Genomic DNA, 14079 nt, shown 5'->3' with positions numbered 1-14079 from the left:
ATCGTTTCTCTGTCCAACCCAAGTCAAACTCTTTTTTCTCTATCTTTGCTTACTGTTATTGGTATATAGTTTTACTAAAGAAAGGTATAGGGCTACACATAGCTTCTTTATCATTAAATTTAATTATAGTGCCTTTTCTAGGGGCTTTTTCATATTCTTCTATAGCCTATAAAAAACTACTAAAGGATATGGGATCAGTTAAAAGAGACAAGGAGTTCAGCACTGGAGTAAACACAAGAGTCATTCATCACAAAGAGAATTTTTCTGAAGGAACCGGATCAATAATGCCGCCAATCTTTCCAACCTCAACCTTCGTTCATGGCAATGAAGGTGGCTTTGACTACACTCGTTCAGGAAATCCAAATTTTCGAATTCTTGAATCAGTTTTGTCTGATCTGGAAGAATGTCAGTTCGCAAGTGTATTTAGTTCTGGAGTCGCTGCGATCACAGCAATAGTCTCCACTCTAAAGACTGGAGACTTAATCCTTTGTGAGGAGAACCTTTATGGATGTACGGTGAGATTATTTGAACAAGTTTTTAATCGTTTTGGATTAAAAACTCAATGGATAGACTTTACTAAACCCAATTTCCAAGAAGTCATTTCAAATCACAAACCCGCGATGATTTGGATCGAAAGTCCTACTAACCCACTCCTTAAAATTATTGATATTGAAGGGATTTGTCATTTCTCAAATAAAATGGAAATACCTGTTGTTGTAGACAATACTTTTGCAACACCTCTATTACAAAGACCTCTTAAACTTGGAGCGACCTTATCTTTAACTAGCACGACCAAGTTTATCAATGGTCACTCAGATGCACTTGGAGGTGCAGTATGCACCGAGAGTGCTATCTGGAGAGACAAGCTAAATTTCGCCCAGAAAGCTCTTGGATTAAACCCTTCTCCCTTTGATTGCTGGCTTATTACACGAGGAATAAAAACTCTTCCACTTCGCATAGAAAGACAAGTTAATAATGCATCTACAATAGCTAATCAACTAGCCGACCATCCAGCAATAAAATATGTTCGATATCCTTTCAGGAATGATCATCCACAATGTAAATTGGCAAAAAGACAAATGGCTATGGGAGGAGCAATTGTTACTGCAACTGCTAACACAACCCAAGCTCAAACCTATTCATTTTGTAAAAGTCTGCATTACTTCAAAATGGCAGAAAGTCTCGGAGGAATTGAAAGTCTTGTTTGCCATCCAGCCACAATGACACATGCTTCAGTGTCCAAAGAAACAAAATTAAAAATTGGAATTACTGATTCACTTATTCGATTTTCTGTTGGATGTGAGGACATTGAAGACTTAAGTGCTGATTTAAATCAAGCCTTGGGAACTATCTCTTGACTGAAAGAAATTTACTTATTGATCCTTGCTGGAGCTCCAAAGATTTAGGAGAGCCTCTACCGAGCAGGCCACATGCTGTATCTGTTGCATTGCCTAGATGGGAAGATGTAATCGCATACGAAGAGAAGGTTCCATCCTGTTTAAATTCATTAAAGGCAATTTATCCTAGATTTGGGTTTCATCCGTTTGTTGCTGAGGTAGCTCGAAAATCACTTGCATTTCATGGTGAATCACACCAAAGTAGTTGGCCCTATCCCAATAGAGCTTCTGCATTGAGTGCACAACAATATTGTCATCGAAAATATTCGGATTGTTCCTCAAAAATAAAAGATTTTCTTGGTATTTCCTGTCTAATTGTTGACCAAAGGAGTTCCCCTTCAGCAAAAGCTTTTTGGCAACACACTGGTCTTGGATTGTCGTCACGTGAAGCGGCAATTGCCCTAGGAAGAGAGAAAAGACCCTCGACCTCGGATGGTCATTGTGCTCGAGAGGAACTTCTTAATCGTTTGGCAAATATATACGATTGTCATAAAAGTCTTATACGACTACACCGCTCAGGCATGGCTGCCTTAACGACTATTCTTTCAGGGATATATTGTATCAAAGGGAAGTCTTCGACGCTTCAAATAGGCTTCCCATATGTTGATGTACTCAAACTACCTCAGAATATTTTCCAAGGGAGTGATCTCATTGTACAAACACAATTAAGTCATATAAAAGAAGAGATCGACAAAAAGAATCCAGCTGCGTTAATCATAGAAATACCAAGCAACCCTTTATTGCAATGTGTTGACCTCATATCTATTTCAAAATTAGCCAAAGATAAAAATATCCCTGTCATTGTTGACGATACAATCGGTTCATCTATAAATGTTCACTTAACTCCTTACGCAGATGTGATTTTTAGTTCTCTTACAAAAAGTTTTGCTGGAAGAGGAGATATTCTTGCTGGCAGCTCTGTCATTAGCCCATACTCTAAATGGAAAAAAGAATTAACTGAGATAATTCCTAAAGTTGCATTATCTACACTATCTGATTCAGATGCTATTGAGCTGGCATTAACTAGTAGAGACGTAAAGGATCGCTTAAAAAGGTTAAATACATCTTGCTTAAAGCTGAAAGAAAAATTAGAAACAAAAAAAGAAATTTCAAAGGTTTTACATCCTCAACATTGTAAAAATTTTAATTCGCTATTAAGGGAAGGAGGTGGTTATGGATGTCTATTATCTTTTGAACTTAAAGGGGGGATTGAAGAATCAAAAAGAGTTTATGATTCATTAAGAGTAAACAAAGGACCAAGTTTAGGTACAAATTTTACATTGGTTTGTCCATACGTTCAGTTGGCTCACTTTAAAGAATTGCAATGGGCTGACAGTTGTGGCGTCTCAGAACACTTATTAAGAGTATCAGTAGGGCTAGAAAATGAAGATGAATTATGGTCAAGATTTAATTCAGCAATATAAAAAAATCACTAATAAAGATTATCTAAATAACCAATTACCGAGATTCTTATATAGATTTAGAGTATTAGTTAATTAAGTCATTAAAAAAATGTCCAGAATCTATGAAGACAATAGTTTTGCTATTGGTCATACACCATTAGTTAAGCTTAATTCGATTACAAAAAACGCAAAAGCAACAGTACTTGCAAAGATAGAAGGCCGTAACCCTGCCTACAGCGTCAAATGTAGAATTGGAGCGAATATGATCTGGGATGCTGAGAAGAAAGGTTTACTCAATAAAGATAAAGTAATTATTGAACCAACATCTGGAAATACTGGAATAGCCCTTGCTTATACAGCTGCTGCTCGAGGTTACAAGTTAATCCTCACAATGCCTGAGTCCATGTCAATTGAACGTCGGAGAATGATGGCCGTTCTTGGTGCTGAATTAATACTTACTGAAGCAGCGAAAGGAATGCCTGGCGCCATAGCGAAAGCGAAGGAAATAGCAGATGGCGACCCTCAAAAATACTTCATGCCAGGACAATTTGATAATCCAGCTAATCCAGAAATACATTTCAAAACAACAGGTCCTGAAATTTGGGATGATACCGATGGTCAAATTGATGTTTTAGTCTCTGGCGTCGGGACCGGTGGCACAATAACAGGTGTTTCTCGCTTCATAAAGCAAGAAAAAAATCATTCATTATTATCTGTTGCCGTAGAGCCCACTCATAGCCCAGTAATAACACAAACTCTCAATGGAGAAGAAGTAAAACCAGGACCTCACAAAATTCAAGGCATTGGGGCTGGTTTTATTCCTAAGAATCTTGACTTATCCGTAGTCGATCAAGTTGAGCAAGTCTCGAATGATGAGTCTATTGCAATGGCATTACGATTAGCACAAGAAGAAGGTCTACTAGTTGGGATATCATGTGGTGCTGCTGCCGCTGTGGCTGTAAGATTGGCCGAAAAAGAAGAGTTCTCTGGAAAGACAATCGTTGTAGTTCTACCTGACCTTGCCGAAAGATATATCTCATCCATAATGTTTGAGAATGTTCCTACAGGCGTTATTAAAGAACCATCATTAGCTTGACTTTTGAGTTTATATAACTGACTCCGGTGTTATCAACATCGCATCTCCATAAGAGAAAAATCGATATTTATTATAAATAGCATGCTTATAAAGTTTCAACATACGTTTTCGACCAATTAGAGCGCTAACTAAAAGTAATAGAGAACTTTTAGGTAGGTGGAAATTAGTGAGCAATCCATCAATGACGGAAAATTTAAATCCTGGTTTAATTACCAAATCCACTTTACCTTCATACGGCTCCAAAGTTCCTCTTCCTGAAAGGTAAGTAGCCTCAAGGGCTCTCACACTTGTAGTGCCAACAGCAAAGACTTTTCCCCCATCCTCCTTACAATTAGTTATCGCTTTGATGGTCTCTTCAGTAACCTCTATCCACTCACTATGTAAATGCAACTGAGATAAATCTTCTTTTTCTAATGGTCTAAAAGTTCCTAAGCCGACATGCAAAGTAATTTGAGCAATTTTAATACCTCTCGTTTTTAAATTTTCTATAAGTTCATCACTTAAATGTAAGCCCGCTGTGGGAGCAGCTATGGCTCCTGGTTTCGAAGCAAATCTAGTCTGATAGCTTTCCTCATGACCACTAGATTTGTCCTTATCTATATATGGAGGCAATGGGACTTCTCCACATAAATCAAGTAAAGTTTCCATTTCCGTCCAACTAGTAAACTCATTTGAAAATTGAATAATTCTTCCGCCTGTTCTCTCATCCTTATCAATAACTTTCAAGATTAAAGAATTATCTGGTGACGTATCCAACCACAATTGATCACCTCCTCTCATACGCCTAGCAGGACGACCAAGACAAAGCCATCGGCCGTCACCCCTCGGTTCCATTAGCAATAATTCACCTGTCCCTCCTCCTGACAAACGAATTTTCAATCTTGCTTTAACAACTCGCGTATTATTAACAACTAAAAGATCACCCGTCTTCAAGATATCCTTTATGTCCCATACCTTTGCATGCACAAGGTTTAAAGAATCATCGAGGCCATCTTTAACAATCATCAATTTAGCATCATGCCTACTCTTGGTAGGTGATTGAGCAATTAAGTCATTTGGTAAATCATAGCTATATGAGCTTAAAAGATTATCTTTTTGATCTAACACATCAAATGAGGTTAAAGTAAGAAAAAATCACTTGTAGCTCAACTAATTAAATCTCAAGACGAAAGGCTATAAGGGTTCTTTTCGATTAAGTATGCCAAATCCTTCAGGAATAGTGCTCCATCAGCCCCATATATCACTCTGTGATCAGCGGTAAGATTTACTTGCATCTGTTTTTTGATTGAAATCGAACCATCTTTAGAAGCAACAACTTTAGACAATGAAGCTCCTACCGCTAAAATTGCTCCAGTCCCTGGGGGCAGAATTGCATCAAAACGATCCACACCAAACATACCTAGATTCGAGAGTGTAAACGTTCCACTGCTATATTCTTGCGGTTCTAATTGCTTATTCCTCGCACGCTTAACAAGATCAGCCCATTGTAGGGATAAATCAGCAAGGCTCGTCTTATCAGCATTTTGCAGCACTGGAGTTATCAACCCTCCGTCCTCCATCGCAACTGCAACGGCTACATTTATTTGTGAAGGATAGGCAATCCCCTCAGAACTAAAAGCTGCATTCACCTGGGGGTGTCTAGCCAGGGTTAAGCCAACTGCTTTAGCAAGTAAAGCAGTCATAGTTACTCCATTAGGTTTAACTTGTTTATAAAGATCATCCAATTCATCAGTAAGAATTGAATATCCGACTCTGAAACAAGGAGTATTTAAACTTTCCTCCATGTTCCGATTTACCGCTTGTTGAAGAGTATTGAATGCAATTGTTTCTCCTCTAGATCCAAAACTTTTCCCTGGAGCAGGTGGCTTACCAGAGTCAACAGATTTTTTTTCTATGCGAGGCACGTCAGAAACGATTTTCGCTGGAGCATTACTTTCTGCGATCCAAGGAACGCTTATGGGTTGCCCTTTTGCACTTTGAACATCCTCAGCTTGTATTCGTCCATGAGGTCCTGAGCCCCTAACAGTTGCCAAATCCACTCCCATTTGAGAAGCAAGTTTTTTAGCTCTTGGGGAAGCGACTATTCGACCATCATTTAAAAACTGATCCTGATTTACAGAGGATTCTGAAACAAGAGGTGCAGGCGATGCCTTTGTAACTACTGTTGCTTTGGGAGAGTCAACAGAGGCTTGTTTTTCTTGAACTTGAGGCGATGAACTCTCTTTTTCTTTACTACTTGATTGAGTGGAAGGAGAAGGTGCATTTGCTTGAGCCGCAGCGATCTCATCTGCTGTCTCAACGATCAATCCGATTGTCTCTCCAACAGGTGCAGAGCTGCCTGCAGGCATCACAATCGAAGCAAGAAAGCCATCTTGGAAAGACTCAACATCCATATCAGCTTTATCTGACTCAACAACTAAAACTGACTCACCTCTTTCAACTTTATCTCCAGGTTTTTTTAGCCACTCAACTATTTTGCCCTCAGTCATCGTTGAACTTAAAGCAGGCATAAAGATGTCATGAGTGGCCATAATTTGTTCCTATTTCCTTTATGGAGAGTTTTTGCAAGGCTTCAAAATTTTCTATCTAGAAGCTTTGCAAGTATCAATACATACCAATGTTAGTTCTACATGAGTGTCCTTACAACGATAGTTTTTTTTATGTGGATTTCTTCTTAATATCAAAAATTATTTTTGGATTAATAGTAGTTCGACCAAATTTCAATCTTGATCAATTGCCTCTACTACGCCATCTCTGACTAAAATACTCACACCCATTTTACTGACTAAGTTATCACCAACTTTTAAATCACAAAAGCTGTCAATTTGTCCTTGCTCAACGATTTGTTCCATCTCCAACTCACGAACTTGAGATTGCTGAGACAGAAGATTTCTTTTTTGTTCTTCAAATTCTGATCTCTTCGAAGCAACTTGGTTCTGAACTTGAGCGACTTGCTCTTGAACTCTTGGATCAAGAGGATTAGAGCTCTGACGTCTAATACCATCAACAATTTGTTGTCCTTCTTTTTCTAATTCACCAAGTTGCTGATCTATTGCTGATATTGCATTACTTAATTCACGCTCAGCCTCCTCTTTCCATGAAGGTGTTACAACTGCTCTGACAGTTATAGAACGTTTTATAGAAATTGAGTCCACCTGATCAATAAATCATGATTAGACCCATAGAGTCTCAGTAAAAGATAGTATTGGTCAATTTAATTGGCCAAACAAACAAATTACAAACCATATATTTCATTTACAAGTTTCAAATCACGTTGGATAATTTTTTCACGTTTTTGCTTAAGAGTTTGCGTTAACAAACCATTTTCTATTGTAAATGGCTCTACCAAGGCAATTGAAAATAATCTCTCTTCTCTTCTAGATCCGAGACGATTTGCCAGTGCTTGATTCATTTCCAATTTTAGAGATTGTCTTAATTCATAATTTTCATGAGATATTCCAAGAACAACTTTTGAATTCACACCCCTTTCTGCCAGCCATTCTTTTACGTGATCAATTCTTGGAACAATCAAAGCAGCAAGATATTTTTGATCTTGACCCAATAGCAAAGCCTGCTCAATCAATGGACTAGCAATCAAACATTCCTCCAAAGGTCCAGGCTCAATATTTTCTCCACTACTTAGCACAATCGTATCTTTTGCTCTTCCAGTCAGGATTAAGGATCCATCAGAAAGCAACATCCCTAAATCTCCAGTATTAAACCAGCCGGTAGCATCTAAAACCTTCTTCGATTCAGATCGTTTTCCTAAATAACCAGACATTATTTGAGGACCACGCGCAAGAACCAAACCTTTTTGACGCAGTTTTTTTATTTGGAATGTTTCAGGATCTACTATTTTTATCTCAGTCTCTGGCAATGGTTGACCTGCACCCCCACGTATATTTCTCCAAGGCCTTCTACATGTAAGGACTGGACTAGTTTCTGTTAAGCCATAACCAACTAATAATTCAACACCTAAAGCTTCAAAGAAAGAATCAATATGCGGAGCAATTGCACCTCCACCACTAATTGGGAATCTCAATTTTCCTCCACAAATCTTGGTAAGGATTTTTGGCCATAGATAAATAGAGGAAATTCTATGAATGGGGTACCGTAAAAGAATCTCTATACAAGAGATAATTTGTTCAAAACTAGAAACACTCTCAATAGTTAAAAAATAAAGTTTTCTTCGTGCCAATTTATATGCCTTACTATTAGAAATCGCACTTTTTATCAAGGTCTTTCTCAGTCTCGGCATTTTATCAACAGCATCCTCAAACCCTAACTTTATTGACTCCCAAAGCCTTGGAACTGTTGCCATTACTATTGGCTTAACCCTTGGCAAATCTTCCTTAAGATGCCTAATTGATGTATATGTTTGAGTACAACCACAAGAAAAAAAATAATATTCTGCACTACGTTCATATGAATGCCAAATTGGCAAGACACTTAATACAGGCGCACCTGGAGAAGGGTTCGCTACGCAAGCTAGTGATCTAATTTGATGTAATAAATTAGTATGTGTTAGTGGAACTCCTTTAGGTTTACCAGTCGTTCCAGAAGTATATAAAATGGTTGCTATTCTGTTTGGTTGCCTATCAATTATTTTCTCCTGTTTACTTACATTTTCTATATTCAATCCTTTCTTCATAAAAGTCTCCCATTCAAAAACGCCTTCACAAGCTTTACCCTCAAGTTGAAGAACAAATTTCAAATTATTTATTTGATCATCATTAAGCGAAAGTCTTCCCCATACATCGGAGTTTTGAACAATCAATCCAACCGCATTTGAGTCTTCAAGAATATATCTAAGTTCACTTGATGGAGCAGTCGCACCTCTAACAGAGTCTGTTGCACCTATTCGCATAAGACCTTGATCGGCGATGAGCCATCTAGGACTATTTTCGGCAAAAAGAGCGACCACCTCATCAGGTTCTACTCCGACCTGAGAAAAAGCAGATGCTGCCATAGAAATATTTTCTGCAAGTTCTTCATATGTAAAGCTTTCTGGGTGGAAAGTATTTGGTGAATCAACAGCCAATACCTCCCCTAACTGAACTTTTAATAGTTCCCAAATCTCATCAACTTGAGTGATCTTATTAAGATGAGATCTTCTATTAATTGCTTGTTCCTCTTTCCTATTAGGGATCCAAAAAGCCAAAGCATCCTCAGAAGAAAATATATTTTTTTTTGAGTTAGTTTTTGTCATAGCAAAAAAATAATTTTTTATTTTTTTAGTGATATTTAAAGAGGTTAATTTATTTTTTCCCAGTTCAATTTAAAACGTCTTTTAACAGATTCCCTTAAAAGAGGCGTAACGTCACAGACTTTGATGCCAGGTATCCAATCACTCAATTTCCCTACTTTCATATTATCTAGTCCACAAGGAATTATCTTTTCAAAACCAATTAAATCACAATCTACATTTAATGAAAATCCATGCTGAGTCACCCATCTCTTGCAACCAATTCCTATTGAACCAACCTTTTTATCTTCACACCAAACTCCTGTTAATCCATCTAGCCTCTTCCCATCTATGCCCAACAAGTCAAGAACATCAATCAGCACTTGCTCCAATTCTCTCAAATACCAAGATAAGTCTTTTTTGTGAAGACTTAAATTTAGAACCAGGTATCCAACAATCTGTCCAGGCATGTGATGCGTAACTTCACCTCCTCTCTCGATACTAAAAACTGGTAAAGGAGATTTATTTTCTTCAAATAATAAATTTTTTTTGTCGCTACCTCTACCTATTGTGAAACAAGGAAAATGCTCAAGTAACCATACTGCTTGTGGTGAGAACGGTTCCTCAATAAGGCTTTTCTGAAAATTCTTCTGCCAACCTAACGCAGTCTCAAATGGCACAATTTTTTTAGGTTCAAAAAGAAAAGCGGAAGAAGATTGTGCAAGTTGAGGGGTTAGATCTAAGTTGCTATTAGGCCCTGATTCAGGCAAAACAGAATGAAGCTTCTTATTCATGGACGCAATCTTGAATTAACTCCATCACTTCGTGATTACACCAAAACAAAAATTGATAAAGCAACTCACAACTTCCAAGAATTGGTGCAAGAGGCTGATGTCCATCTCTCAGTCGCTCGAAATCCTCGAGTACCACAACAGACGGCTGAGGTGACTGTTTTTGCAAATGGAACAGTGATAAGAGCCCAAGAAAGAAGTGAAAATCTTTATGCAAGCATTGACTTAGTAGCAAATAAACTTGCACGACAATTACGTAAGTACAAAGAGCGACATAATAGTCATAATGTACATAATAATCAGTCAACGAAATCAGTCCAAAACGAAGAAACTCAAAATTATTCTTCCTCAGATCATTCACTCATTGAAGGTAAAGAACCACATCTACCTAGCCCAGGAGTAAGACGCAAATATTTTGAGATGGAACCTATGACAATTGAGCAAGCAAGAGTCCAATTAGACCTGATTGATCATGACTTCTATTTATTTAGAGAGGAAAAAGGGTCAGCTTTACGAGTCATCTACAAGAGAAATCACGGAGGATATGGCGTAATCCAAGAAAAAATATAGATACTAATCAAATGAGTAAAAACAGCTTGGAAGAAGCACATGCCAATATTTCTAATGTAATTTATCAAGCAGTCCTAAATCCTCATTTCAATAAAGAAATGATTGTCCAGGCTTGTGATGCATCCAAGCAAAGTGGCTTCGCAGGCTTATGCACTAGTCTTACAACTCTACCAATTGCACGTGAAAGGTTAGGGAGCAAAAGTAATACAAAATTGATATCATTAATTGCTTTCCCTTTTGGCTTCATCCCAACTTCTAATAAACAAAAAGAAGCCGAGTATGCAATAGAGAAAGGAGCAGAAGAGTTAGATCTTGTTCCAAATTATTTTGCTTTAAAAGAAGGAAATATAGAACTTTTTGCTGAAGAAATAAATCAAATAAGTGAACTTGGTATTCCAGTAAGAGTAATAATTGATGCAAATATAATCTTCAACTCATCAAAACTTTCTATGGCAATAGATGCTTTAATTGATGCAGGCGCAATTGGAATTCAAATAGGTAACGGTTTTGGTCCATCCATCTCAAAAGAGCAAACCAATCATGTCTCTAAAATTGTTAAGAATCGCTGCTCAATTAAAACTGTTGGAGGAATTAAAACTTTTGATCAAGCAATTGAACTCATTGAAGCAGGGTCAACATATATTGGAACAAGTTTTGGTTTTGAAATTACCCAAGGACAAAAGGAAAAGGAGTAATGAATTCAAATCAGAGGATGAAAGGATTGTCTTTAAAAGTTGGGCCTCTCGGCGAAAATGACAGGCTTTTAACCATACTTAGTGAAGAAAATGGAATATCTCGTCTTGCAATACCAGGAGCAAGAAAACCAAAAAGCAGACTAGGAGCGACATCACCTTTTAATTTGTTAGATTTACATATAGTCGGAAAAAAAAATCTTAGGCGAGTTACGCAAATAAAGATTATTAAGAGTTATGGAAACCTTGGGAAAAGCATCGAAACACTCTCAGCAGCACAAGCAATTTCAGAGCTAATTATGATTATGGTTGGGAATGAAGACCCGCAACAAGATTTACTTAATCTGGTTTTAATACATTTAAATAGATTAGATGAATTACATAAAACAGAATTTGATTCATTAGAAGCTTTAGCAATAAGCGTTCAATCGTGTATTCATTTATTGGCTTTAGGCGGATATTGCTTACCACTTCAAAACTGTTGTCATTCTGGCTTCAAACTTATACCCCCTATTGGAGAATGGAACTGGAGGTGTAGCTTTATTCCTGAAGAAGGTTTTGCAATTGGAACAATGCCTAATGCACGCACTGAGCTGAATCCATCTGAACTAGCTTTACTTCAAAGACTTTTACTAGAAAAAGTACCTTTCCACAGTAATGGAAAATTATTAGGTCCTAAAAATGTCTGGTTAAAGCTGCTGGAAATTGTTGAAGCCTGGATTGAAACTCATTTACAAAGAAGAATTACATCTCTTCAAATGATGAGAGAGATAATAATTAGTAATGATCTAAATAATTAAGTATGACAATAAATTGGGGGAAAATTAATAGTTAAGAATTTTTATTTATAAATTAATTAACTATTACAATACTTTGAGAAGAAATTTAGGGTAACTGCTAGTTTGAAATACCGGTTTTTTAGAGTTTGACCCATATCGCCTGGCTAGGCAAAAAAACACCTTTTTGCGGGAACGTCTGTTATGGACTGAGTACTACTGAAGAGCTTAGAGAAAGAGGACATCAAACCAGTTTTATTCACTTTGATAACCCAATGAGAGATGGGAATAATAAAACTTCCCTACTAGCAAATGATCCTGATGTAAGTCTTCCTTATTTAATAAAATCTCAGGTTTATACAATCCCTTCTTTAAATGCTCAAAGAGAGCTTAGAGAATCTCTCTCAAGACTTAAACCTGATTTAGTACATGCGAGTCTAACTCTCTCTCCATTGGATTTTCGACTACCTGAGCTTTGTCATCAACTTAATCTACCCTTGATAGCAACTTTTCACCCCGCTTTCGATTCAAAGCTCAGAAATCTAACTGCAAACACACAGCAACTTACCTACCAACTTTATGCACCATCATTAGCTAAGTATGACAAAGTCATTGTTTTTTCAGACTTGCAAGCAGAGGTTCTCGCAAAACTAGGAGTTAAAAAAAGCAGACTCGAAGTAATCCCTAATGGAATTGACATAAAGAAATGGAACCCCCTTGAGCCAAGCAATTCACAAAATGAGCTTCAACTTGAATTAAGAGAAAAGCTCGGCTCTGAGAGAATATTTATCTATATGGGTAGAATAGCTTCTGAAAAAAATGTTGAAGCCTTATTACGTGCATGGAGATTTGTCCAGCCAAAAGGATGTCGACTAGTAATAGTAGGCGATGGACCACTTAGGCCAACACTCGAAAATCATTCAACCTTTAATAAAGAAGATAATGTGATTTGGTGGGGATACGAAGCTGATCAAGAGAAAAGAGTAGCTCTTCTCCAAATCGCTGAGGTGTTTTTACTTCCAAGTCTTGTAGAGGGACTATCTATCGCTTTACTCGAAGCCATGGCAACTGGAACAGCATGCGTCGCGACAGATGCTGGAGCAGATGGAGAAGTTCTAAAAAATGGAGCAGGAATCATACTTAACACTGAGGGGGTTACTTCTCAATTAAGGACCCTATTGCCTGTTTTACGCGATCAACCAGTGCTAACCCGCGAATTGGGTAGACGTGCTCGTTTGAGAGTAGAAGAAAAATATACACTTCAACAAAATATTGACTCACTTGAAACTCTATATGCAAATATTCTTAGGTCATCTAACTCGAAACCTCTTCAGCCAATTGACGACTCTTCTGAGCTGCCAAAACAACTGCTTCAATCAAGGCGGATCTCAAGCCCGCAAGTTCAAGGTGTCGAAGAGCACTAATTGTAGTACCTGCAGGAGAGGCGACCATATCTTTAAGCTCAGCAGGATGCAAACTTTTTTCTCTTAGCAAGGATGCTGTGCCTGAAAGGGTTTTGTGAGCCAATTGATTGGATAAGTGTCGTGGCAATCCTGCGGCCACAGCCCCATCAGCCATTGCTTCAACCACTAAAGCTATATAGGCAGGTCCTGAAGAAGTTAAAGCCAAAAAAGAATCAAGCTTTTGCTCCTCTAACTCGTAAATTTCACTAATAGGTTCAAAAATCTTTCTAACAACTTGCTTTTGATCCAAAGTCATATCATCTGGCCAGGCCAAACCAGTAAGCCCTTGGCCGACAAGAGAAGGGGTATTGGGTACTGCTCTTACACATGTGTGCCTAGGAAAAGCTTTCTTAAGCCTTTTCAAGGTTATGCCAGCTAACACTGAAATTAATAACGGTTTAGGAAACTGATCATTCGACTGAAATGATGAAACAGATTCCTTGATTTGGCTGAGTTGTTGAGGTTTTACAGCCAATATTTTCAAAGGGGCTTTCCATACTTCTTTAGACAAAGAATCTTGGCTAGATACTACTTTTACTTCCTTTGGAAGATCATTCAATGCAGATACAATACTTGAGCTCCTACGAACAATTCCTAAAACATGTTGAGGATGATATTCCCCTCTCTCCAAAAGAGGAGAAACAATAGCCTTAGCCATACTGCCAAGGCCAATTATCCCAATAGAAATTTCCAATCTATTTAATCA

At 37.7% G+C, this 14079-nt stretch carries 13 protein-coding genes; 7 read left to right on the top strand and 6 right to left on the bottom strand.

Features of this window, described 5'->3' with window-relative positions; translation table 11 throughout:
- Positions 1-188: 188 nt before the first annotated feature.
- From EW15_RS02225 to cysK, 3 genes are all read left to right on the top strand, one after another.
- A complete protein-coding gene (locus tag EW15_RS02225) occupies positions 189-1358 on the top strand; it encodes a PLP-dependent aspartate aminotransferase family protein (protein ID WP_038655017.1) in 1170 nt (389 codons plus the stop codon).
- Complete coding sequence (locus tag EW15_RS02220; RefSeq protein WP_038651393.1) at positions 1355-2821, top strand: PLP-dependent transferase; 1467 nt, start codon at positions 1355-1357, stop codon at positions 2819-2821. The genes EW15_RS02225 and EW15_RS02220 overlap by 4 nt, the downstream gene beginning before the upstream one ends.
- A gap of 88 nt (positions 2822-2909) precedes the next feature.
- On the top strand, positions 2910-3896 hold the full coding sequence (gene cysK, locus EW15_RS02215; RefSeq protein WP_038651390.1) for a cysteine synthase A: 987 nt from the start codon (positions 2910-2912) through the stop codon (positions 3894-3896).
- 9 nt (positions 3897-3905) lie between these two features.
- On the opposite strand, the gene queA is transcribed toward cysK, so the two are convergent.
- The 5 genes from queA to lipB form a co-directional block, all read right to left on the bottom strand.
- Complete coding sequence (gene queA / locus EW15_RS02210) at positions 3906-5003, bottom strand: tRNA preQ1(34) S-adenosylmethionine ribosyltransferase-isomerase QueA (RefSeq protein ID WP_038651387.1); 1098 nt, start codon at positions 5001-5003, stop codon at positions 3906-3908.
- 53 nt (positions 5004-5056) lie between these two features.
- Positions 5057-6427 carry a dihydrolipoamide acetyltransferase family protein gene (locus tag EW15_RS02205; protein WP_038651384.1) on the bottom strand — a complete coding sequence of 457 codons (1371 nt, stop codon included), beginning with the start codon at positions 6425-6427 and terminating at the stop codon, positions 5057-5059.
- Positions 6428-6616: 189 nt separating this feature from the next.
- Entirely contained in the window at positions 6617-7051 is a 435-nt protein-coding gene (locus EW15_RS02200; protein ID WP_011823206.1) for a YlqD family protein, read from the bottom strand.
- A gap of 80 nt (positions 7052-7131) precedes the next feature.
- Positions 7132-9105: an AMP-binding protein gene (locus tag EW15_RS02195; RefSeq protein WP_038651377.1), complete on the bottom strand. Its 1974-nt coding sequence runs from the start codon at positions 9103-9105 to the stop codon at positions 7132-7134.
- A 44-nt stretch (positions 9106-9149) separates the two neighbouring features.
- Positions 9150-9875 carry a lipoyl(octanoyl) transferase LipB gene (lipB, locus tag EW15_RS02190; RefSeq protein WP_038651374.1) on the bottom strand — a complete coding sequence of 242 codons (726 nt, stop codon included), beginning with the start codon at positions 9873-9875 and terminating at the stop codon, positions 9150-9152.
- On the opposite strand from lipB, the gene hpf reads away from it, so the two are divergent.
- The 4 genes from hpf to EW15_RS02170 all read left to right on the top strand — a co-directional run bounded on the left by hpf (position 9858) and on the right by EW15_RS02170 (position 13334).
- Positions 9858-10442, top strand: a complete 585-nt coding sequence (gene hpf, locus EW15_RS02185; RefSeq protein ID WP_038655015.1) for a ribosome hibernation-promoting factor, HPF/YfiA family — start codon at positions 9858-9860, stop codon at positions 10440-10442. The genes lipB and hpf overlap by 18 nt on opposite strands.
- Before the next feature lie 11 nt (positions 10443-10453).
- Positions 10454-11137 carry a deoxyribose-phosphate aldolase gene (deoC, locus tag EW15_RS02180; protein WP_038651371.1) on the top strand — a complete coding sequence of 228 codons (684 nt, stop codon included), beginning with the start codon at positions 10454-10456 and terminating at the stop codon, positions 11135-11137.
- The gene (recO, locus tag EW15_RS02175) at positions 11137-11934 is read left to right on the top strand and encodes a DNA repair protein RecO (RefSeq protein ID WP_038651368.1); all 798 of its coding nucleotides are present in this window, start codon (positions 11137-11139) and stop codon (positions 11932-11934) included. The genes deoC and recO overlap by 1 nt, the downstream gene beginning before the upstream one ends.
- Before the next feature lie 125 nt (positions 11935-12059).
- Positions 12060-13334 carry a glycosyltransferase family 4 protein gene (locus EW15_RS02170; RefSeq protein WP_038651365.1) on the top strand — a complete coding sequence of 425 codons (1275 nt, stop codon included), beginning with the start codon at positions 12060-12062 and terminating at the stop codon, positions 13332-13334.
- Here the strand turns inward: EW15_RS02170 and proC are convergent.
- Positions 13225-14067: a pyrroline-5-carboxylate reductase gene (gene proC / locus EW15_RS02165; RefSeq protein ID WP_038651362.1), complete on the bottom strand. Its 843-nt coding sequence runs from the start codon at positions 14065-14067 to the stop codon at positions 13225-13227. The genes EW15_RS02170 and proC overlap by 110 nt on opposite strands.
- Positions 14068-14079 lie beyond the last annotated feature (12 nt).

The organism is Prochlorococcus sp. MIT 0801, from assembly GCF_000757865.1.
Lineage (GTDB): Bacteria > Cyanobacteriota > Cyanobacteriia > PCC-6307 > Cyanobiaceae > Prochlorococcus_B.
Note: the sequence above shows the minus strand (reverse complement) of the source record. Positions and strands in the feature narration are given on the sequence as shown.

Coding starts and splice junctions, on each gene's coding strand:
- EW15_RS02205 (WP_038651384.1), bottom strand. CDS start 6,427: ATGGCCACTCATGACATCTTTATGCCTGCTTTAAGTTCAACGATGACT.
- hpf (WP_038655015.1), top strand. CDS start 9,858: ATGAAGCTTCTTATTCATGGACGCAATCTTGAATTAACTCCATCACTT.
- lipB (WP_038651374.1), bottom strand. CDS start 9,875: ATGAATAAGAAGCTTCATTCTGTTTTGCCTGAATCAGGGCCTAATAGC.
- EW15_RS02195 (WP_038651377.1), bottom strand. CDS start 9,105: ATGACAAAAACTAACTCAAAAAAAAATATATTTTCTTCTGAGGATGCT.
- recO (WP_038651368.1), top strand. CDS start 11,137: ATGAATTCAAATCAGAGGATGAAAGGATTGTCTTTAAAAGTTGGGCCT.
- cysK (WP_038651390.1), top strand. CDS start 2,910: ATGTCCAGAATCTATGAAGACAATAGTTTTGCTATTGGTCATACACCA.
- deoC (WP_038651371.1), top strand. CDS start 10,454: ATGAGTAAAAACAGCTTGGAAGAAGCACATGCCAATATTTCTAATGTA.
- EW15_RS02225 (WP_038655017.1), top strand. CDS start 189: ATGGGATCAGTTAAAAGAGACAAGGAGTTCAGCACTGGAGTAAACACA.